A 20,590-nucleotide genomic window follows, 5' to 3' on the forward strand; every position below is an offset into this window, starting at 1 on the left:
ATCAGATGAACGAAAAACAACTGCGCTGGTTTACAGTAGCGTTGATTGCATTCAACATGGTCTGGGGTATGGGGAATGTCGTCAATAACTACGCGCAACAAGGAATCTCAGTAATCACTTCATGGTTATTGATCCTGGCTATTTATTTTATCCCCTATGCACTGATCGTCGGTCAATTAGGATCAGCATTCAAAGATAGTAAAGGGGGCGTTAGTTCTTGGGTAGAAAATACTACTTCGAATAAACGCTTAGCTTATTATGCTGCCTGGACATACTGGGTCGTGCACATTCCATACTTAGCACAAAAACCACAAGCGATTTTGATTGCAGCTGGTTGGGCAGTTCAAGGAAATGGCGATATCGTCAATACGATGTCTGTCCAAATGGTCGCAGTGATCTCCTTGATCATTTTCTTAGCTTTCTTGTATCTATCAACAAAAGGCTTATCAACGTTGAAAGTTATCGGTGGTTTAGCAGGTACAGCGATGTTCGTCATGTCATTATTATTCATTTTACTTGCTGTTACTGCGCCATTCATCAATCCAACGATGGAATTTGCGACAGCAAATATGAACCAAGTCAAAACGTATATTCCTAAGTTTGACTTTAGTTACTTTACGACTGTTTCAATGTTAGTCTTTGCTGTAGGAGGCGCTGAGAAAATCTCTCCTTATGTTAATTCTACACGTAACCCGGCAAAAGAATTTCCAAAAGGGATGATCTTTTTAGCAGCGATGGTCGGTATCTGTGCTGTTTTAGGTTCTGTGGCAATGGGTATGTTATTTGCAAGTGACAATATTCCTAAAGATTTAATGGCAAACGGTGCGTACAGTGCCTTCCAAATCTTAGGTAACTATTATGGTATTGGCAATGCATTGATGATCATCTATGCATTGACGAATATGGTTGGTCAAATTTCTGCCTTGGCATTTTCTATTGATGCGCCATTGAAGATCTTGTTAGCCGATGCAGATCCAGAATTTGTGCCAAGTTGGTTACGTAAACGTAACCGTAAAGGAACGTTGGTCAATGGTTACATGTTAACTGGTATCTTAGTCGGTATCATCATCCTATTACCGATTATTGGTATCAAAGATATGAATGAATTAGTTAAATGGTTGACGAACTTAAATTCAGTCGTTATGCCAATGCGTTACTTATGGGTATTCCTAGCCTACATGATGTTGAACAAAGCATACAAAAAATTCACGTCGGAATATAAGTTCGTGAAAAATCCTAAAGTTGGATTCATCTTTGGTGCTTGGTGTTTTGCTTTCACTGCGTTTGCATGTATTTTGGGAATGGTACCAAAAGTGGAATACGCTGCTGATCCAAAAGCTTGGTGGTTCCAATTGATCTCAAATATCGTCACACCGATCATTTTGATTTTACTAGGTATGATCTTACCAGCGATCGCACGTCGTGATAATAAGAAAAATCCGTTGAAAGAACCAGTTTCTCAACTTTAAAATAAGATTTGACCGAATCAGTCCAACGATTGGTTCGGTCTTTTTTTACGTTATTAAGAATAAGAGGTAAAATAAAAAGATGACCATTCGAAGGAGGACAAAATGAAAATAATGATTATTGGACAGTCGGGTGCAGGTAAGTCCACACTTGCAAGAAGCTTACAAGCAACGACAGGAAGCCCTCTTTTAGCTCTCGATCAATTGTGGCTAGCAACGGACTATGGAAAAGCAGCCAAGCAATGGTTGTTAAAAGAACAGGAAAAATTTATGGCGGAGAACAAGGATTGGATCATCGAAGGAAATTATCTATCGATTGCAAAAGATAGAATTGAACAAGCTGACTTGATCCTAATGCTTCGCTTGCCGAGATACCGAGCGATGTATCGTGTGATCAAGCGTTCGCTCAAACGAAAAGTAGATAAAAGTACCCGTCCAGATGTTCCAGAAGAATTTATAGAAAAATTCGACAAAGAATATTTGGACTTTTTACTTTTTGTTTGGCGTTTCAAGAACGAGAGGGAACCCTTAGCGATCAAAAAAATCTATGAACAAGGAGCAGAAGAGAAATTAGTCATTTTGAATGGTCCACGACAGCAAAAAAAATTTCTAGAGCAATGGCGAAGTAAAAGTAGTTGACACGTTTCGTTTACAAGTGTAATCTGTATTTAGAAATGAAGTTTACATTTGTAAACGAAGAGGAGAGTGATACATATGGAAGAAGTGAAAAAGCCAATCAAAATCAGTGATTCAGAATGGGAGATCATGCGTGTCGTCTGGACATTAGGAGACACCACAGCTCAGGAAATCACACAGATCCTTTCTGAATCAATGGGCTGGAAAGCAGCAACAGTCAAAACGTTATTAGGACGACTTGTCAAAAAAGAAGCGATTTGGACAGAACAAGAAGGGAAAAAATTTATTTATCATCCAGCGGTGTCTGAAACAGATACTGTGCAAAGTGCCGCAGAGAATTTATTCTCACATATTTGCGCGAAGAAAATCGGCGAGACGATTGCAGATCTTGTCTCAGAAGCAACTTTAACACAAGCAGATATTGACCAAATCATGGCAGAACTAAAGAAAAAAGAGCCAGTAACAAATATCCAGTGCAATTGCATTCCAGGACAATGTCATTGCCATCAAAACAACTAGGAGGAAACCAGCGATGAAAACAAAAGTAACGATCAAAGGAATGAGCTGTAAACATTGCGTTGCAAGAGTGGAAGAAACGGTCAATGCGCTACCGGGTGTAAAAAAAATCAATGTCAACTTAAAAAAAGAGATCGGAACTGTGTCATTAGATGAAACAGTGATCCAACCATCAACCGTATGTCAAGCAATCAATGATTTAGGCTATCAAGCAGAGGTGATTTAAATGGAGCATCCAGCTAAAAAAGACACACTGGTGATTACTGGAATGACTTGTGCCAATTGTGCTGCACGAATCGAAAAAGAGTTGAATGAACAGCCCGGTGTATTATCTGCGACTGTTAATCTGGCAACAGAAAAAGCGACGATCAATTATCAGGAAGTATCGATCGAAGAACTGATCCAAAGTGTTGAAACCATTGGTTATGGTGCGATTTTATATGATGAGGCCCATAAGCAAAAAATTGCAGAAGAAAAGCAAACTTATTTAACAAAAATGAAGCGAGATGTCATCATAGGTGCTCTCTTGACGCTTCCTATGATGATCGCGATGATTGCAATGATGTTAGGCTTCCACGGAACGCTAGTCCATTTTTTCCATGATCCATGGGTCCAACTGATTTTAGCAATCCCTGTCCAGTTTTATATTGGTTGGCGCTTTTATGAAGGAGCGTATCATGCCATCAAAACAAACGCACCCAATATGGATGTGTTAGTGGCAATCGGTACGACCGCTGCATTTGCGCTTAGTGTATACAATGGTTTTTTCAGTACACATTCATCGGACTTATATTTTGAAAGTAGCAATATGATCATCACGCTGATTTTGTTAGGAAAATATTTGGAACACACAGCCAAAAGTAAAACCGGCGATGCCATCAAGCAGTTGATGTCTCTTCAGAAAAAAACAGCACAGGTCATAAAAAATGGCGAAGAAAAGACCATACCAATCGAGGAAGTAGCGATTGGGGATATTTTACTCGTCCGACCGGGAGAACAAATCCCAACAGATGGGAAAGTCATCAAAGGGGATAGTGCGATCGATGAAGGAATGCTGACTGGAGAAAGTGTGCCAGTTGAGAAAAAAACGGGGGATCTACTCTTCGGTGGCACCATCAATTCCACAGGGATTCTTGAAATGACGGTGACGCAAGTAGGAAAAGGAACCGTCCTCTCACAAATCATCCAAATGGTGGAAGATGCCCAAGGAAGCAAAGCACCGATCCAAAAAATTGCTGATAAGATTTCTGGCATTTTTGTACCTATCGTGTTAGTCATTGCCTTCGTTACCTTAATAGCCACAGGACTAATCAGTGGCAACTGGGAACTGGCAGTGATCCATAGTGTTTCAGTGTTAGTCATCGCTTGTCCTTGTGCGTTAGGACTAGCGACGCCAACTGCTATCATGGTTGGTACAGGCTTAGGCGCACGAAAGGGTATTTTGATCAAAGGCGGCGAGGCATTAGAAGCTGCGACACATCTAGACACGATTCTTTTAGATAAAACTGGTACGATCACACAAGGGAAACCAGTGGTCACAGACGTTATCGGTGACGAAGAAGTGTTAACGATCGCCACCACATTAGAGCAAGGTTCAGAGCATCCTTTAGGTAAAGCCATTGTGACTTATGGAAAAGAACAGTCGATCACGACTTTGCCTGTGCTTCAAGCAAAAGCACATCCGGGTGCTGGGATCAGTGGAGAAATCAACGGAACATCTTATTTTATTGGTACGAGAAAACGACTAGTCGAGATGAACGTTTCATTTGAAGTGTATCAAGAACAAGCGTTACAATTAGAAGGACAAGGAAAAACCGTAATGTTTCTTGCAGATGATAGACAAGTATTGGGGATGATCGCTGTGGCTGACCAGATCAAAGAACATGCGCGATCAGCAATCCAACGATTACAAGCCCAAGGATTGGCAGTTTATATGGTCACAGGGGACAATCAATCGGTTGCAACGACGATTGGAAAAGAAGTGGGTATCTCGCCAGAACACATCTTTGCTGAAGTATTACCTGATGAAAAAGCAGGCTATGTCGAAAAATTGCAAAAAGAAGGAAAACAAGTGGGAATGGTCGGCGATGGTATCAATGATGCTCCCGCCTTGGCTTTAGCAAATGTCGGCATCGCGATGGGTAGTGGTACTGATATTGCCATGGAAACAGCAGATGTAACGTTGATGAATAGTCAACTCTCGTCGATTGGACAAACGATCGAGCTTTCAAGTGTGACCTTGAAAAAAATCAAACAAAACTTATTTTGGGCATTTATTTATAACACGATTGGCATTCCATTTGCTGCGTTTGGCTTATTGAATCCAATCATTGCCGGAGGAGCGATGGCCTTTAGCTCAATCAGTGTGTTACTCAATTCATTAAGTCTAAACCAAAAAATGAAGAAATAAACGGTTCAACAAAGGAAAGGACAGAATGAAAATGAACGAGCAAAAAAAACAAACGATGCACGAGCATCATCATGATGAAATGAAGCAACAAAAGAACATGACACACCATAAAATGGATCATACGAGTATGGACCATACAAAAATGAACCACGAGAGCATGGCACATGAGCATCACTCAATGGATCATAGTTCCATGGATCATCATGACCATATGAGTGGCGGGATGGATCATTCGATGCACATGGGGAATTTTAAACAAAAATTTTGGTTGTCCTTGTTGCTAGCGATTCCGATCATCTTGTTTTCTCCCATGATGGGCATGGAATTCCCCTTTCAAGTGACTTTTCCTGGCTCTGATTGGCTCGTCTTGATCTTGGCGACCATCTTATTCATCTATGGCGGACAACCCTTTTTAAGTGGTGCTAAAATGGAATTGAAACAAAAAAGTCCAGCAATGATGACCTTGATTGCTATGGGAATCAGTGTCGCCTATGTTTATAGTGTCTATTCTTTTATCGCAAATCTCATCAATCCCCATACTCATGTGATGGACTTCTTCTGGGAATTGGCGACGTTGATCGTCATCATGTTGTTAGGACACTGGATTGAAATGAGTGCCGTTTCTAATGCAAGTAATGCGTTACAGAAATTAGCAGAATTATTACCGGAAACGGTCAAACGATTACGTACAGATGGGACAGAAAAGACAATTTCTTTAAAAGAGGTCAAAGAGGGCGATCATTTAGTCGTTCGAGCAGGAGATAAAATGCCAACGGATGGGAAGATCCTGAAAGGTGAAACGATCGTGGACGAATCTGCCGTAACTGGCGAATCCAAAGGGGTCAAAAAGCAAACATCTGATCCAGTGATCGGTGGTTCGATCAATGGAGACGGCACTATTGAGATCGAAGTGACTGGAACTGGTGAAAATAGCTATTTAGCCAAAGTCATGGATATGGTCCGTCAAGCACAAGGTGAAAAGTCAAAACTAGAATCTTTATCTGACAAAGTAGCCAAATGGTTGTTTTATGTCGCATTGATCGCCGGCCTATTGGCATTTGTTGTGTGGCTCTTTTTAACCGATTTACCAACTGCTTTAGAACGGATGGTCACCGTCTTCATTATTGCCTGTCCTCATGCGTTAGGTTTGGCGATTCCTTTAGTTGTTGCACGTTCGACGTCGATTGCTGCTAAAAATGGGTTGTTGCTTAAAAGTCGTCGCGCCTTAGAACAAGCTAATGAGTTAGATGTCATCATGCTGGATAAAACAGGTACGTTGACGGAAGGAAAATTCACCGTCACTGATATCGAAAGCTTAGACGATGATTATCCTCAAGAAGAACTATTGAAATATTTAGGTGCCTTAGAAGCGAACGCCAATCATCCATTAGCCATTGGGATCATGCGTTATTTGAAGGAACAGAATATTTCTCCTTATCAAGCAGAAAATCAAAAAAATCTTTCAGGGGTTGGCTTAACTGGAACAGTAGCAGATAAGAATGTAAAAGTAGTCAACGAAAAAGAAATCAAACGTTTAGGAATTGAAATTGAAAAGGAACGACTAACGCCTTACGAAGAGCAAGGGAATACAGTTAGTTTTCTATTGATCGATGATCGTTTAGTCGGATTAGTGGCATTAGGTGACATCATCAAAGCAGAAGCAAAAACCTTTATTCAAAGTCTCAAAGAAAGAAAGATCACTCCGGTGATGTTGACTGGTGATAATCAACATGCTGCAGAAGTGGTCGCGCAATACTTAGGTATCGAAGAGTTTTATGGTGGGCTTTTACCAAATGACAAGGAAGACATCGTCAAACGTTATCAGGAACAAGGAAAAAAAGTCATCATGGTCGGTGACGGAATCAACGACGCCCCAAGTTTAGCACGTGCAACGATCGGGATGGCGATTGGAGCAGGAACCGATATTGCGATCGATTCAGCGGATGTTGTTTTGATCAACAGTGACCCAAAAGATATCTTGCATTTCTTGGATCTAGCTAAACAAACGAGAAAGAAAATGATCCAAAATCTATGGTGGGGAGCGGGTTACAACATTCTTGCCATTCCTTTAGCAGCAGGGATTCTTGCACCCATCGGAATTTTGTTAAGCCCAGCGATTGGAGCTGTCTTGATGTCATTGAGTACCGTAGTTGTAGCATTGAATGCGTTGACGTTGAAGATCAAAGAATGATCATTTTTAGTAAATAATTATTGAATAAAGAGTGAATATGACTATGTCAATGGGAGGTCGGGACAGAAGTGTTCAACCTCAAGATATAAGGCGCCGGCCACGAAAATTGTTCTTCAAATTTTTGTGGCTGGCGTCTTATATCTTGAGGTTACTTCTGTTCTCGCCGTCTATTCGTTTTTAAATGGAGGGAGGGAACTAAGGTCCTACTTCCTTTTTTTGTCATTGGTACGATTTACACAAACGAGAGACTTTGGATTAATTTCTGGTTAATTTTGTAAATTAGTAAAATAAGAAAAACAAAAAATATTTCTTTGCGTACTTTATATAAGAGACATTTTCAGAGTATTGATGAGCCACTCTGGAAAAACTATTGATAGAGTGAGGTTAAGCAATGAATTGGCAAACATTACTAACAAAAAATGCACAGAATATCTTTTTACTGATCAACCAAATGAAAGATCTAACATGGAAGAAAAGCGACTTAGCAAAAAGGATGGATGTTGATGTCAAAACGATCGATCGTTATTTGAAGCGATTGAAATCAGAGGATTATCCCTTAGAACTAGCGTATGATAAAAAAGAAGTCCAACTCGTCTACCACCAAGCATACAATGAACCATTTCTTTTGTTTGAATTTTTGATCCGATCGGATTCGTTCTGTTTACTACGGGATCTGATTTTACAAAGGGAATACTCCTTCGAATATGATCGTTCCGCACAAGAACGATTGAAAAAATGGTTAGGGGATTATCATCTTTCTTTTTCCTATAAAAAGCAGCAAATCTATGGTTCTGAACGAAAAATCAGATATTTACTTTTTTGCTTTCTCAAAGAGTTCCCAACTTTTTTTAAGGAAGACCATGATCAAACATTTTCAGAACTATTCATCCAACTTCTAGATCATCGTCCCAAACATACAGATATTGAGATTTTTACAAATCATCAATTGTTCTTCTATGAGATTTTTCCAGAACTACTCTTTCGCTCTGAACAAAAGCTTCCGACAAAAGAAAAGAATTATCGGGCTATCCTGCGACTGAATAGCCATTTGATCACAGACAAGCGGTGGGAAAAGATCGAAAAAACCTCCGTCTATCAAAAATTATCGATTGTTACTGAAAAATTAGATTCATTATTTTGGTTGACGAATGATTTTGAAAGTTCCAACAAAAAGAAAATAACAAGAGTACTATTCCAAGAGTGGTTGAAATATTCAATTGGTCTTCATGATCGCTTTATCCATGAAGAAGCCGTTGCCTACAAAGCATTGGCAGACACGATCCCTAATTTCATTGAGAAATCAAACCAGTTTCGTATCGCTTTACAACAAGCTTTGTTTCAGCCAACGACCGATTGGGCAAAGATGTTGCTGAAATTATTGAATGAACGAGGCTATTTGGAGATGTATGCACCGGAAGTGAAAATCGTGTTCTTTTTTCGCTATGACCACGAAGAAGCTAGACGACTTGCAGCCATCTTAGATAAAACGTTACGTCATCGTAAACGAACATCGATCCATGTATGTACCAGAAGTAAGCCACCTAGTTATGCTCAACTTGTCATCACAGATCACTTTTTTTCTGCTAGTCTCACTAATGATCAGAAAACATATTTTTATCAAGATTCACTAGGAATCGAAAGACTATTATCAGACATCGATTATTGGATCAACACAAAGATAACTTTTACGAGTAAACGAATCATCGAGCGCTAGAATATGCTATAATGGACTGGAAAAACAAAGGAGGAAAATCCATTGGAATTAAAGAAACTAGAAGTACCTACATCTTCGATTACAGAAGTTAAAAGATCGCCGATGGATGTGTTTGACCAAGCTAGAAAAGCTGAAACAGGCGTATATATTTTTAATCGTGAAAAAGTTGCTGGTGTGATGTTGACCCAAGAGCAATATGAAACGTTGTTGCAAGAATTAGCCACGCTTCGCCAACTCATTGCGACAGAAACAGAAGAGACAAAAACAAATGGATCAGCGACAAACGAACCATTCACAAAAAATCGCACGGCCATCGTATCCACTTCTGAATCGTTAGATGAATTGGTTAGCGTCTTAAAACAATATTTAGTTACAGGTGTGTCTATCTCTGCTAAAAATCTTGATGAACGAATGGTAGCATTAGGATTCATTACGAAGAAAACTGGTTTTGGCGGGGTTGTTGATATGCTCAATGAATTAACAGAAACGGGTAAAATCAATTACCAATTAAGGAAAAAACCAAATGGTAAAATCGTGATCGCAGAGATCATCGGTGAACAAGATAGTCAATCGCAACTATTCGATAAGCTGATCATCAAGAAAATCTATTTACATGAAATATAATAAGTTGCGAAGTATTGACGATAATTTATTTATCAAACATTACAACTAGGTAAAATAGAGCATAAAAATAAAAGTAAAGCATCTGAGGACAGTTCACAGCTGTTGTGGATGCTTTACTTTGTTTGTCATTAAAAGTGAGTATGTCTACGATAACGCGCGAATATGCTACCCCAGATGATCCCTAATAACTGTGGAAATAAGTAAATACCAGCGAGCAGTAAGATGATCTGTTCAGGTGAAAAAGGATGATACAAAAAATGCCATTCTGTACATTTAGCAAAAAATAAATAAGAGGTGCTCGTAGAACAAAGATTGCCAAGAAACAATGTTTTTAAACGATTGGTTCGCCTCAACGTAAAACCAAGAAAAAAAGCCCAAAATATCAATAATATAAATAGGATGACTGAATGATAATAATAATCAAAAAGTAGAGCGAGATAAAAATAAGGCACACACATCAATAAGTAGATTGTTTTTTTTATGTAAAATAATCGCAAAGGTACATTCCTCCAAATCATTTCCCTTTGGTTTTTATTGTAAAATCAAACAATGAATAATCAATTCTTTTTTGAAATATTCTGAATAAAATGAATAAACTCTCATTGCTTTATTCTTAAAAAACTAGTCTTTCCCCTCAGTTTTTTTAGAGAAATAGAATATAGTATGATAGATGGAGTGTCTTTTGGGAGGTTTTGTATGAAAAAGAGAATAAAACTAGAACAATTGTATTTGTTTCTTTGGTTTTTCCCAATTTTTCTTTTGCCTTTTACATGGGTGAATGCAGTGGTACAAGGTGCCGAGATTCTTGGCATCATCAATGGAAGTGGCTTTATTATTTCCAAAAATTTTCCGACATTGACCCTTTTTTATTTTTTGATCAGTGTGAATTTGATCGTTTCAAAAACATTTATAAAAAAGTATAATTGGCATTTGATCCAGTTTTCTTCTATGCTGGTCTTTACATCTTATTTCTCGATATTACCGAGGATCATCATCGGTCCGAATGGATTAAGTGAAAGTGGACTAAAAGATACAAGCTATTCTGCGATGTATTTTTTGACCATCAAACCTTGTTTTTATGTAGCGATTGCTTCCTTTGCGTTAGCAGTTGGCCTATTCTATTATACAGAGATCCGTGAACAATCCTTACTGATAGAAAAGATATAGTTTTTTGTAGGACGTCCATTTTCGGACGTTTTTTTGTTTTACGATATATTTACACAACTTAACAATAACTTTACATATTCAATATCTAGGATTTACAGTACCCTGATACAATCAATTTGTAACTAAGAAAGGGGCATATAAATGAAAAAAGTTTTATTTTCTTTAGGAGTATTAGGTTTTATCTTAGCTGGATGTGGTTCTGGTTCAGGAAGTACGGATGGATCAGCAAGCAACTCGGCTAGTTCAGATGATCAAGTAAAAATCGTAGCGGTCGGTTCAACCGCTTTGCAACCTTTAGTTGATGCTGCACAAGAAATGTTTACACAAGATAACCCCAACTATCAGATTTCTGTTCAAGGTGGCGGAAGTGGAACAGGTCTTAGTCAAGTAGCGTCAGGTGCTGTAACAATCGGAAACTCTGATGTATTTGCAGAACAAAGAGATGGGATCGATGCAAGTAAATTGGTAGACCATCGTGTAGCAGTTGTTGGAATGGCACCAATCGTAAATAAAGATACAGGCGTTGAAGATATTACAAAAGAACAATTGATCGAGATCTTCACTGGTAAGATCACTAACTGGAGTGAACTAGGCGGAGCAGATCAAGAAATCAATGTCATCAACCGTGCAAACGGAAGTGGCACTCGTGCAACCTTTGAATACTGGGCATTAGATGGCGCTGTACCAATACAATCTCAAGAACAAGATTCATCAGGAACAGTTCGTCAAATCGTTTCACAAACACCAGGTGCGATCAGCTATTTAGCTTTCTCTTATTTAGATGATTCTACTCAAGCGTTGAAAATCAACGGTGTAGAACCAACTCCTGAAAATGTCTCAGACAATAGCTGGGAAATTTGGTCTTATGAGCATATGTATACAAATGGCGAACCAGAACCAGAAGTGAAGAAGTTCTTAGACTTCATGATGACTGATGCCGTTCAAGAAGGACCAGTACAAGATTTAGGCTACCTACCGATCAGCATGATGAAAGTTGAACGTGACGCAGAAGGTAACTTATCATAAGATTGAATACATCTTTCAATCACATGTTTATTCATAACGACTACCATTGATTATTAAGCTTAGTTCCTCGTTGAGGATCTAAGCTTTTTTTAGTTTATTGCTCACTCTACGTTTTCGTTTTTTTCCATATGACAGTTTTGAAAGAAGAATATCAGTTATATCTGAGGATTTATTTGGCAAAATGACGTATGGTTAAAGAGTAGAAAAAAAGTTGAGGGATTAGTTATGAAAAGAAAAGAAAAGCAGCGAGAAAAACAGATACAGCAAATGTTGGCACAATTAGAACGCATCGATCCTAACAAAAATGAAGGGCTGACAGAGAAACAGGTCCAAGAGCGAATACGTGTTGGCGCTGTCAATCAAGCAACGAGTCCTACATTTAAAACGAACAAACAAATCGTGATGGAAAATGTCTTTACTTATTTCAATCTGATTTTTTTAGTCCTAGCGATTTTATTGTGTGTCGTCAATTCCTATAAAAATTTGACTTTTTTACCTGTCATATTGGCAAATACTGGCATTGCGATCTATCAAGAGATCCATTCCAAGAAAATTTTAGATCAGTTGAGCATGTTACATGCCGCAACAGTCAAAGTATTACGGAATGGTCAAGAACAGAAGATAACTATCGAAGAGTTAGTTCTAGATGATCTCGTCATTCTAAAAACAGGAGACCAGATCCCCGCAGATGGAAAGATCATAGAAGGTAATCTACAAGTGAATGAAGCGTTATTGACTGGTGAAGCGGATGAGATAAGTAAGGAAATCGGCGATGAATTAATGTCAGGAAGCTTCATCGTTACGGGTAAAGCAAAAGTTCAGTTGACACGAGTTGGCAATGAATCTTATATTGCCAAATTAACGATGCAAGCAAAAGAAATGGGTACTGGAGAACAATCAGAGATGATTGCTTCGTTAGATAAGATCATCAAATGGGTGGGAATCATTATTATTCCTATTGGATTGACTTTATTTTCTCAAAGTTACTTTTACAATGGCAATACATTAAGAGAGAGTATTGTTTCGATGGAAGCTGCGTTGATCGGCATGATTCCTGAAGGGCTGTACCTACTCACAACGATTGCACTAGCAATGAGTGCGACGCGCTTAGCAAAACAACAAGTGTTGCTGCATGACATGAAAAGCATCGAGACGTTAGCACGAGTGGATGTATTATGTGTCGATAAAACAGGAACAATCACTGAAAATGCAATGGACGTTCAACGTGTGCTGATTCCTGAAAATTCTTTAGCAAAACAAACAGCAGATCAGTTGGATGAATTACTTGGTGACTACGCACAGGCAATCGAAGCTGACAATGAAACGATGCAAGCAATCAAAAATTACTTCACGAAGCATTCTGACAGGGAGGCAACAGCAAGTTTACCCTTTTCTTCTGTGAGAAAATATAGCAGCGTGACATTTACGGATAAAACGTATGTCCTTGGAGCACCAGAAATGGTCTTACGCGAAGCGTTCACGAGTTATGCTTCTGAATTTAGCGCGTATACGGAACAAGGCTATCGGGTATTAGTTTTCGGTGAATACCAAGGGGTACTGTCACAAGAAGACTTGGAAGAAGCCGTTATCCCGTTAGGTTATTTATTGATTGCTAATCCGATCCGTCAAGAAGCGAAAGCAACGTTTAATTACTTTAAGAAACAAGAAGTTGCTATCAAAGTGATTTCTGGTGATAACCCAGCGACAGTTTCTCATGTTGCCACACAAGCGGGTATTTCAAACGCGGAGCAATATGTGGATGTCTCCTCGTTAAGGGAAGAAGAATTTCCAGAAGCCATGGAAAAATATACTGTCTTTGGCCGTGTCAAACCAGAACAAAAAAAGGAATTTGTCCGTTTACTAAAAGAGAAGCATACAGTGGCGATGACTGGGGATGGGGTAAATGATATCTTGGCGATGAAAGAAGCCGATTGTAGCATTGCGATGGCATCAGGGAATGAAGCGACGATGCAAGCGGCACAAGTGGTCTTGTTGGAATCAGATTTTTCTAAAATGCCAGAGATTGTTGGCGAAGGACGGCGTGTCGTAAACAATATCGAACGTTCTGCCAGTCTTTTCTTAGTAAAAAATATCTTTTCATTTTTACTGTCTGTTTTTTCTGTTCTCTTTGCATTCACTTATCCATTAGAACCTTCACAAATCACATTGATCAGTTTATTCACGATCGGGTTGCCTTCCTTTTTATTAGCTTTGGAAGAAAATGAGAACCGGATCAAAGGCCGATTCATTGAGAATGTCTTGGAAAAAGCTATTCCGGGGGGGCTGACTGATATGATGGTGGTAGGCGCTTTAGTCGTGGGTGGTTCGATTTTAAATCTGAACAAAACGGATACATCGACAGCTTCTACCATGTTGTTGATTGTTGTTGGCTTTTTAGTCCTTTATAAAATCTGTCAACCATTGAACCAATTTCGAACACGGATCATGCTATTTTGTGCAAGTGGAATCGTCTTTTCTGTTGTCTTCTTGCATAAACTATTTTCAATATCAGCCATTTCTCCAGTGTCTATCTTAATGGTGGTCATGCTCTTTTTCGCAGCAGAATCCATCTTTCGTCAGTTGACCTTTTTCGTGGAAAAATATTTGCATTTAGATAAGATCGATGCGACACGTACGAAAAAACGTTGGAGAAAAGTATTTCCCTTTTTCAAGAAGTGAGCCAAGACTTATTGTATACAAAAAGATAGCGTCAACCTCCTAAAACAGAAATGTTCTTGGATGTTGACGCTTATTTCATTTATACCTATCAGGCCCACGATTAATTGATTTTAGGGATCGTCACAATAAAGGTAGAGCCGATACCAGGGTGACTCTTGATTTCCACCGTGCCATGAAGTAAATTCACGTATTCTTTCACGATCGACAATCCTAATCCTGTACCACCTGAATGACGACTACGCGCTTTATCTACACGATAAAAACGTTCAAAGATGCGTTCTTGATCTTCGCGATCGATACCAATACCAAAATCTTGTACAGAGAAAATCAGCTGATCGTGGCTTTCGTAGCGAAGGATGATCTCACTTTCTTCTTTTGAATATTGGATCGCGTTTTCAAACAAGTTTTTGATGATCGGGTAAAGCAAATCAGGATGTGTCGTAAAGGCAGTATTTTCTCCAATCAATTTGATCGTCAACTGTTTTTTCCGAATCATTGGTTGATAGCTTTGGATCACCTGTTGGAAATAAGGCTCCATATAGATCGTTTGGGTTTCATGTAAACTCTCTTCGTCTTTTGATAACTGAATAATTTCTCGGATAAGCTTATCTAAACGAATCGCATCTTTTTGCATGATCAATAGAAATTCAGTCAGTGTGTCGGGGTCCTCTTTTGCACCGTCCAGTAAAGTCTCAGTAAACCCAATCAAAGAAGTGACAGGTGTTTTTAATTCATGTGAGACATTGCCGACAAAATCTTTTTGCATTTTTTCTAAATGTCTGACTTTTGTCAGATCATAAGCAACACCTAAAATTTGTCCAGTATCCTCTGAACTACTGAAATAACGCAAGCTGATATCCAGTGTTTGCGTACCGTCAGCAATCGTGACTTCTTGATGAACGATCGGTTCAGACGGAGAAACTTGATGGATCAATTGAATCAATTTTGGTTCGCGGATCACTTCTGTGTAATGTTGATTTTCTTGATAATCTTTCACACCTAGATGGACTTGCATTTTTGGATTAAGCAGGCGCAGTGTGGCATTGGAGTCAATCAGAAAGACACCGATCATCAATTCATTCAACAAGCTGTATAATTGTTCCTCCGTCGTCGTATAAGCGCGATACATTTTGGTCATCTGTTCACTCAAGCCATTGATCGTCTGGTATAATTCTTCCCATTGATCAGAAGTCTGCATGATGATCTCCGTTTGTTCCGGGTTCTTGACCATTTTTTTCAAAACAGGAATCACTGTTTTGAGTGGTTGGTTTCGTTGGTAAATCAGGTAGTAGATCATAAATGTCAATAAAAGAAAGAAAACCAAGAAGAAACCGAATACCCAACGGCGAAAACTTTCCGTACGAGGAAGAAAGCCACTTGTAGGTTCAGCGATGCGAATGATCGCTACCAATTTTCCATTGACTTTGATGGGCAAGGCGACATAAAGTAATTCTTCATTCAATGTCGTACTCTTACGAAGAGAAGTACCAAGCGTACTTCCTTCTAAGATCGCTTTGATTTCCGGGCGTGTTTTTCTTTGTTCATGCAAAGAAGATTCTTCTGTGTCATAAATGATCGTGCCAGTTTGATCGATCAACGTCACTCGTTCATTGGATTGATGGACAAATTCATCCAGAACTGTTTTATTACTAGCAGAAGTAGGATTCTCGACATCTAGTTGACGAGCCAATAACTGCGCTTTTTTAGTCAAATAACTTTCTTGTTGTTCAATGATCTGTTGTTGGAAATAATGGGAGATGATCTGCCATCCACCAAAAAATAAGCCAAGCAACAAGATGAGAAAAAACAAGCGCTCGGAGAATTTTTTCCATTGTTTTTTCATCGTTTTGGTTCCTGGAATTTATAACCAAAGCCCCGAACAGTCAGTAAATATTTAGGATGTTTCGGATCACGCTCGATTTTTTCACGTAAATGACTGACATGGACATCAACAATACGACTTTGTCCAGAAAAATCAAAATTCCAGATACGATCCAACAGTGTATCTCGGTCGATCACTCGATCTTTGCGTTTCATGAAATAAACAAGCAACTCAAATTCTTTCGGCGTAAGTTCGATCGGTTGGTCCTCGATCGTCACTTGATAATTCGTCAAGTCGGCTTTGATTTGTCCAATCGATAAGTATTCTGGTTCTGCCTCATCAGATTGAGTTTTACGGGGCTCGATCCGACGAAAGATGGCTTTCATCCGTGCAAGGACTTCCCGAGGGCTGAAAGGTTTCGTCAAATAATCATCCGCACCGATCTCCAGTCCGATGATTCGATCGACTTGATCATCTTTAGCTGTTAGGATCAATATAGGTGTATCATTTTTTTCTTGACGGAGCTTTTGTGTGATCGCGATGCCATCGATCGAAGGAAGCATCACATCTAAAATAATGAAATCATATGAATGTTCCAATGCAAGATCAAGACCTTCTTGACCATCTGCAGCACTGGTTACTTTATATCCTTCTTTTTCAAGATTGAATGTCAGTAATGTTACAATTGAGGGTTCGTCATCAACAACTAGTACTTTTTTCATAAATTCTCCTTTTGATAAATTTCATCTCCTTTATTTTAGCACAGAATCGGGGGCAAGGACTATTTAACCAGCTAAATAAATGGTATAATATAAAAGCAATTTGCTCAGCTAAAGGAGAAAATGTCCGATGATCGGTATCAGTGCTTGTTTAGGTGGCGTCTCATGTCGCTATGATGGCCGGGAACAAACAATCCCTGCCTTAAAAAAACTCGTGACAGAAGGTCAAGCAATCGTGATCTGTCCAGAAGTAGCAGGAGGTTTGCCCATTCCAAGAGAACCAGCAGAAATCGTTGGTGGTGATGGGTTTGATGTCTGGGATCATCAGGCTAAGGTCATGACGATCTCTGGAAAAGATGTTACAGAAGCTTATAAAAATGGTGCGATCAATGCTTATCAAGTACTCAAGGAAAAGCAGATCTCAACGTTGATCTTAAAAGCAAATAGTCCTTCCTGCGGCTCATCAACTATCTATGATGGTAGTTTCACTGGTAGTCTGAAAGAAGGCATTGGCGTAGCAACCGCCTATTTTCTCCAACAAAAAATCAGTGTCTGCTCAGAAGAAGAGTGGATGGATCAACGAGGTGAGTTGAATGGAAATTGAGAAAACCAATCGGATGAATGCTCTTTTTGAATTTTATTCGACACTGTTGACTGAGAAACAAATGAATTATATGGAATTATATTATGCAGATGATTTTTCACTTGGAGAAATCGCTGAAGAATATGAGGTCAGTCGCCAAGCAGTTTATGATAATATCAAACGAACGAGCAAGATCTTGGAGAATTACGAAAAAAAACTCCACCTTTTTTCTGATTATGTCGTTCGTGAACAGTTGTTGACAGAATTGACGAACTATATCAATGAACAGTATCCTGAAGATCAAACGCTGCAAGGATACATCAAAAAAATTCAAGAAATCGAAGAATAACAAAAAGGAATGAATAAAATATGGCATTTGAAAGCTTAACTGAACGCCTACAACAGGCGATGTCAAAGTTACGAAAAAAAGGAAAAGTCTCTGAAGCTGACGTCAAGGAAATGATGCGCGAGATCCGTCTTGCGCTATTAGAAGCCGATGTCAACTTACAAGTAGTCAAAGATTTTACGAAACGTGTGCGCGAACGTGCAGTTGGAGCAGAAGTACTTGATAGTCTTTCTCCAGCACAACAAATCGTAAAGATCGTGGATGAAGAGTTAACGATCACTTTGGGTTCAGAAACGGTCGAATTGACTAAATCTCCAAAAATCCCGACTGTCATCATGATGGCTGGTTTGCAAGGGGCAGGTAAAACAACGTTTACTGGTAAATTAGCGAATTATTTAAAGAAAAATGAAAATGCTCGTCCCTTATTGATTGCAGGTGACGTGTACCGTCCTGCTGCCATCGACCAGTTAAAAGTTTTAGGACAGCAATTGGATGTTCCGGTTTTTGATATGGGAACAGATGTGAGTCCTGTAGAAATCGTTCGTCAAGGGATGGAACTCGCGAAAGAAAAGAAAAATGATTACGTATTGATCGATACAGCCGGACGTTTACACATTGATGAAACATTGATGGATGAATTAAAACAAATCAAAGACTTGACACAACCTAACGAAATCCTACTCGTTGTCGATGCGATGACTGGTCAAGATGCCGTCAACGTTGCGGATAGCTTCAATCAACAATTAGGGATCACCGGGGTCGTCATCACAAAATTAGATGGAGACACACGTGGGGGAGCGGCGCTATCGATTCGTTCAGTGACCGGTGCACCAATCAAGTTCATCGGTTCTGGTGAAAAGCTGACTGACTTAGAAGTCTTCCATCCAGATCGTATGGCAAGTCGTATCCTTGGTATGGGGGATATGTTGACGCTGATCGAAAAAGCGCAACAAGACTATGATGAGAAAAAAGCAGAAGAGCTTGCGCAAAAAATGCGTGAGAACTCATTTGACTTCAATGATTTCATTGAACAATTGGATCAAGTCATGGGTATGGGCCCAATCGAAGACTTATTAAAAATGATCCCAGGAATGAATCAGATGCCAGGAATCGAAAATATCAAAGTTGATCCGAAAGATGTTGAGCGTAAAAAAGCAATGGTTTATTCGATGACACCTGCAGAACGTGAAAACCCAGACCTATTGAATCCAAGCCGCCGACGCAGAATTGCTGCTGGTTCAGGGAACAGCGTAGTGGAAGTCAATCGTATGATCAAACAATTCAAAGAATCCCGTAAGATGATGCAACAAATGTCTAAAGGGGATATGAATATTCCTGGCATGGACCAAATGTTCGGTACCGGTGTCAAAGGTAAGCTAGGAAAAATGGCGATGAATCGCATGATGAAGAAAAATAAAAAGAAAAAGAAGAAAAAGAAATAAACAGTAATCAAGTGCAAAAAAGCTTCGAAGACGTATTTAATTTTGTCTTCGGAGTTTTTTCATACATTGTCTGAAAATCCCAAAAGGAGTGAGTCGATGCAACGCTGTCCATGGAGTGAATCAACTGAAATGATGCGTGAGTACCATGATACGATTTGGGGAGTACCTGAATATGATGACCAACGACTGTACCGTAAATTAATGCTTGATATCAATCAAGCAGGTCTCAGCTGGCAAACGATCTTGAACAAGAGCCAAGCTTTCGATGAGGCTTACGACCAGTTTGAACTCGAAAAAGTCGCTAGCTATACTAAAGAAAAAATCGAAGAATTGATGAGCAATAAAGGAATCATCCGCAATCGCCGGAAAATTGAAGCGGCAATCGCTAACGCACAAGCTATTTTAGCCATGCGAGCAACCGGACTGAGTTTTTCTGATTACCTCTGGTCTTTTGTCAATGGCGAAGTCGTGATCGGAAACTACCAAGACCAAAGTGAAGTGCCAACTACTAGTGAACTCTCTGATCGCATCTCAAAGGACTTGAAAAAACGCGGTTTCAAATTTATTGGAAGTACGACCATTTATGCCTTTTTAGAAGCGGTAGGGATCATCAACGATCACCTGATCACATGTTTTCGCCACCAAGAAGTCACTCGCTAAAGGAGAAAGATGAAATGTCTAAGATCATTTTTTACGGAGCAATCAGTATGGATGGCTATCTAGCAACAATTAATGATGACTTGCAATGGCTCTTCGATACGCCTACTGGGGAAAAAACAACCTATGATGCATTTTATCAAACCATCGATACAACGATCATGGGCAGAAAAACGTATCAAGAAGCCAAAAAATATTTAGATACAGCCAAGATCTATCCAGAAAAAACCAATTATGTCTTTTCAACAGACAAAGAATTGAAGTTAGAGGATGCTAGGGTCGTTCACGAAGATCCCGTAAGCTTTATCAAGGAGTTGAAGGAATCAAGTGAACAAAGGATCTGGGTAGTTGGTGGCGGTCGTTTGCTCAAACCAATCATTGAACAGCAACTGATCGATGAATGGTACATTCAAATTGCGCCTGTATTACTTGGGAAAGGGATTCGTCTTTTTCAAGAAGGAGATTATGTACAGCGGTATCAATTGGTGGACACGAAACGCTTTGGCGAGTTTATTGAGCTACACTATCGTAAAGAAGGGCACAAAGAATAGTAGGTCACACAAAAAACCACGAAACAACATGCTGTTTCGTG

At 39.3% G+C, this 20,590-nt stretch carries 18 protein-coding genes; 16 read left to right on the forward strand and 2 right to left on the reverse strand.

Annotation, left to right across the window (positions count from 1 at the left end; genetic code table 11):
- The first annotated feature begins 5 nt into the window (after positions 1–5).
- The 11 genes from I2F89_RS03760 (at position 6) to I2F89_RS03810 (ending at position 14,429) form a co-directional block, all read left to right on the forward strand.
- The gene (locus I2F89_RS03760) at positions 6–1,469 is read left to right on the forward strand and encodes an APC family permease (protein ID WP_074799527.1); all 1,464 of its coding nucleotides are present in this window, start codon (positions 6–8) and stop codon (positions 1,467–1,469) included.
- Between the two features lie 102 nt (positions 1,470–1,571).
- A complete protein-coding gene (locus I2F89_RS03765) occupies positions 1,572–2,105 on the forward strand; it encodes a topology modulation protein (RefSeq protein ID WP_074799526.1) in 534 nt (177 codons plus the stop codon).
- Between the two features lie 75 nt (positions 2,106–2,180).
- Positions 2,181–2,621 (forward strand): CopY/TcrY family copper transport repressor, encoded by a 441-nt coding sequence (locus I2F89_RS03770; protein WP_074799525.1) that lies wholly within the window; start codon positions 2,181–2,183, stop codon positions 2,619–2,621.
- 13 nt (positions 2,622–2,634) lie between these two features.
- Entirely contained in the window at positions 2,635–2,844 is a 210-nt protein-coding gene (gene copZ / locus I2F89_RS03775; RefSeq protein WP_071867486.1) for a copper chaperone CopZ, read from the forward strand.
- Positions 2,845–5,028 (forward strand): heavy metal translocating P-type ATPase, encoded by a 2,184-nt coding sequence (locus I2F89_RS03780; RefSeq protein WP_195513508.1) that lies wholly within the window; start codon positions 2,845–2,847, stop codon positions 5,026–5,028. It abuts the gene before it with no gap.
- Positions 5,029–5,053: 25 nt separating this feature from the next.
- The gene (copB, locus tag I2F89_RS03785) at positions 5,054–7,219 is read left to right on the forward strand and encodes a copper/silver-translocating P-type ATPase CopB (protein WP_324250203.1); all 2,166 of its coding nucleotides are present in this window, start codon (positions 5,054–5,056) and stop codon (positions 7,217–7,219) included.
- Positions 7,220–7,610: 391 nt separating this feature from the next.
- Entirely contained in the window at positions 7,611–8,933 is a 1,323-nt protein-coding gene (locus tag I2F89_RS03790) for a hypothetical protein (protein WP_195513512.1), read from the forward strand.
- A 42-nt stretch (positions 8,934–8,975) separates the two neighbouring features.
- Complete coding sequence (locus I2F89_RS03795; protein WP_071867489.1) at positions 8,976–9,557, forward strand: prevent-host-death protein; 582 nt, start codon at positions 8,976–8,978, stop codon at positions 9,555–9,557.
- A 696-nt stretch (positions 9,558–10,253) separates the two neighbouring features.
- A complete protein-coding gene (locus tag I2F89_RS03800; RefSeq protein ID WP_010734995.1) occupies positions 10,254–10,724 on the forward strand; it encodes a hypothetical protein in 471 nt (156 codons plus the stop codon).
- A 141-nt stretch (positions 10,725–10,865) separates the two neighbouring features.
- Positions 10,866–11,750 carry a phosphate ABC transporter substrate-binding protein PstS family protein gene (locus I2F89_RS03805; protein WP_086334935.1) on the forward strand — a complete coding sequence of 295 codons (885 nt, stop codon included), beginning with the start codon at positions 10,866–10,868 and terminating at the stop codon, positions 11,748–11,750.
- Positions 11,751–11,975: 225 nt separating this feature from the next.
- Entirely contained in the window at positions 11,976–14,429 is a 2,454-nt protein-coding gene (locus I2F89_RS03810; RefSeq protein ID WP_195513514.1) for a cation-translocating P-type ATPase, read from the forward strand.
- Between the two features lie 100 nt (positions 14,430–14,529).
- Here the strand turns inward: I2F89_RS03810 and I2F89_RS03815 are convergent, their stop codons facing one another.
- Positions 14,530–16,272 (reverse strand): sensor histidine kinase, encoded by a 1,743-nt coding sequence (locus I2F89_RS03815; protein WP_195513516.1) that lies wholly within the window; start codon positions 16,270–16,272, stop codon positions 14,530–14,532.
- Positions 16,269–16,973, reverse strand: a complete 705-nt coding sequence (locus tag I2F89_RS03820; RefSeq protein WP_010734999.1) for a response regulator transcription factor — start codon at positions 16,971–16,973, stop codon at positions 16,269–16,271. Before I2F89_RS03820 ends, I2F89_RS03815 begins: the two co-directional genes overlap by 4 nt.
- A 127-nt stretch (positions 16,974–17,100) precedes the next feature.
- Between I2F89_RS03820 and I2F89_RS03825 the strand changes: the two genes are divergently transcribed.
- From I2F89_RS03825 to I2F89_RS03845, 5 genes are all read left to right on the forward strand, one after another.
- Positions 17,101–17,574, forward strand: a complete 474-nt coding sequence (locus I2F89_RS03825; RefSeq protein ID WP_071867494.1) for a DUF523 domain-containing protein — start codon at positions 17,101–17,103, stop codon at positions 17,572–17,574.
- The gene (locus tag I2F89_RS03830) at positions 17,564–17,902 is read left to right on the forward strand and encodes a putative DNA-binding protein (RefSeq protein ID WP_010735001.1); all 339 of its coding nucleotides are present in this window, start codon (positions 17,564–17,566) and stop codon (positions 17,900–17,902) included. The genes I2F89_RS03825 and I2F89_RS03830 overlap by 11 nt, the downstream gene beginning before the upstream one ends.
- A 20-nt stretch (positions 17,903–17,922) precedes the next feature.
- Positions 17,923–19,341, forward strand: a complete 1,419-nt coding sequence (ffh, locus tag I2F89_RS03835; protein ID WP_010735002.1) for a signal recognition particle protein — start codon at positions 17,923–17,925, stop codon at positions 19,339–19,341.
- 96 nt (positions 19,342–19,437) lie between these two features.
- Positions 19,438–20,001, forward strand: a complete 564-nt coding sequence (locus tag I2F89_RS03840) for a DNA-3-methyladenine glycosylase I (protein WP_074799519.1) — start codon at positions 19,438–19,440, stop codon at positions 19,999–20,001.
- A 14-nt stretch (positions 20,002–20,015) separates the two neighbouring features.
- On the forward strand, positions 20,016–20,549 hold the full coding sequence (locus tag I2F89_RS03845) for a dihydrofolate reductase family protein (RefSeq protein ID WP_115358010.1): 534 nt from the start codon (positions 20,016–20,018) through the stop codon (positions 20,547–20,549).
- Positions 20,550–20,590: the final 41 nt, after the last annotated feature.

Origin of the sequence: Enterococcus sp. 1001283B150225_161107_E12 (assembly GCF_015556925.1) — a bacterium.
Lineage (GTDB): Bacteria > Bacillota > Bacilli > Lactobacillales > Enterococcaceae > Enterococcus_B > Enterococcus_B mundtii.